The sequence below is a fragment of the Microbacterium sp. genome (genome assembly GCF_031179285.1).
Taxonomy (GTDB): domain Bacteria; phylum Actinomycetota; class Actinomycetes; order Actinomycetales; family Microbacteriaceae; genus Microbacterium.
In genome coordinates this window covers 1-1,677 of the sequence record NZ_JAPSHY010000078.1, presented here as the reverse complement: position 1 = coordinate 1,677, position 1,677 = coordinate 1, and the positions used below count along the sequence as shown (strand labels likewise).

Below are 1,677 nucleotides of genomic sequence, written 5' to 3'. Positions count from 1 at the left end.
CTTGGCCACGACCCCGTCGTCGACGAGGCGGTTCACCCCCTTCAGGGCGGTGGCCGGATTGATGCGGTAGAACGCCGCGAACTCGTTCGTCGACGGAATCTGCTCGTCCTCCTCGAGCACACCGTCGATGATGTCGTTCTCGACCTGTTCAGCGATCTGGAGGAAGATCGGTCGCGAGTCGTCCAATAGCCGGCCCATCCGATTCGGACGATATCGTCCGAACCTTGTTGGTTCATTACTTGTGTAACTAACCAACCATGCATGACCGCACCTGTCAAGTGCGGCCGCTCAGATGCTCAGCGCCCGGTCGCGCCGACGCCCGAGGCATGCCGGCGACGCGGAATGCGGAGCCGGCCCTGCGCGAACAGGATGCCGACGAGCACGAGCACCGCACCGACCGGCTCATGCCAGGAGAAGCGCTCCCCGAGCAGGAGCACGCCCAACGCCACGCCGACCACCGGCGTCACGTAGGTCACCGTCGACGTGCCGGTCGGTCCCCACGCACGCAGCACGTTGATGTTCCAGATGTAGGCGAGACCCGTGCCGAGCACGCCCAGCGCCAGGAGCGACCCGGTGACCGCCCAGTCGAGCTCCACGGGGTCGAGCGCGATCACGGGCGTGAGCACGAGCATCACCACGGCCGAGACGCCGATCGAGAGGAACGCGAACGTGGCCGGCGCGATCGGCCGCCCGCTGAGGAACCGCCGCTGGTAGCCGAAGGTGAAGCCGTAGCAGAGGGTCGCGACCAGGCACGCGAGCTGCCCGGCCAGGCTCCCCGTGAGCGCGGTGTACTGCCATGGGCCGATCACCACGAGCACGCCGACCACGCCGATGCCGACGCCGGTCCACCGGCTGAGGCCGAGCCGCTCGACGCGGAAGACGAGCGTCGCCATGAGCGCCGTCATGATCGGCGTCGTCGCGTTGTAGATCGACGCGAGGCTCGACGAGACGTACTGCTCGGCCCACGCGAAGCAGAGATAGGGGATGACGCACGTCGTCAGCGACACGACGAGGAAGTGAAGCCACACGGCCCGTTCGCGCGGCAGGACCGGCCCGGGCGTGCCGTCGAGCCGCGGGACCCGCGGGCGGGTGATGAGCACGATGGCGCCGAGCGCGATCGCCCCGAGCATGGTGCGCGACCACGCCACCTGCCCGAAGGAGACCCCGTCGAGGGCGACCTTCATGAAGAGGAAGCTCGCTCCCCAGACGATGCCCATCGAGAGGAACTGCAACCAGGTGGACACACGCCGCGCGCGGTCGGGGGCAGGGCCCGTGACGGCGGGCTGATCGGCGGTGGTGGTGCTCACCGGTCGAGCGTATGCCCGCCGCATGTCCACGGAGGATGCCACCGAAGCTGCTTGTCCGATATCCGCCGAACTTCGGCAGGCGCAGCGCGGGGCCGGGAGCATTGCTCCCGGCCCTGCGCCCGTCGAGGGCCGCGTCGGACCCGGGAAGCGGTGCTACCCCTTCGCGCGGGTGCGGCGTCGCCTGGCGACCAGGAGGGCCGCACCGAGCAGCAGCAGCAGTGCCGCTCCTGCCGCGATCGGCCCGCCGTCGATGCCGGTCAGCGCGATCGCACCCGGGGTGGCGGGCCGCTCCGGCTCGGCGCACGCGACGGCGTCGTCCGTCAGGTCGTTGTGGCTGATTCCGGCGGTGTTCGTGAATCCGCCCGCATCC

The 1,677-nt window shown here is 69.6% G+C and carries 3 protein-coding genes; all 3 read right to left on the bottom strand.

All coding sequences use genetic code 11. The annotated features are described in order from the left end of the window. Nucleotides 1-198: GntR family transcriptional regulator (locus RIN18_RS17610; RefSeq protein WP_309105276.1), on the bottom strand; the 198-nt coding region annotated here is incomplete at its 3' end. A gap of 98 nt (nt 199-296) precedes the next feature. Next, nucleotides 297-1,307 (bottom strand): DMT family transporter, encoded by a 1,011-nt coding sequence (locus RIN18_RS17605; RefSeq protein ID WP_309105275.1) that lies wholly within the window; start codon nt 1,305-1,307, stop codon nt 297-299. Nucleotides 1,308-1,460: 153 nt separating this feature from the next. Continuing rightward, the coding region (locus RIN18_RS17600) for an LPXTG cell wall anchor domain-containing protein (RefSeq protein WP_309105274.1) at nt 1,461-1,677 on the bottom strand (217 nt) is incomplete at its 5' end.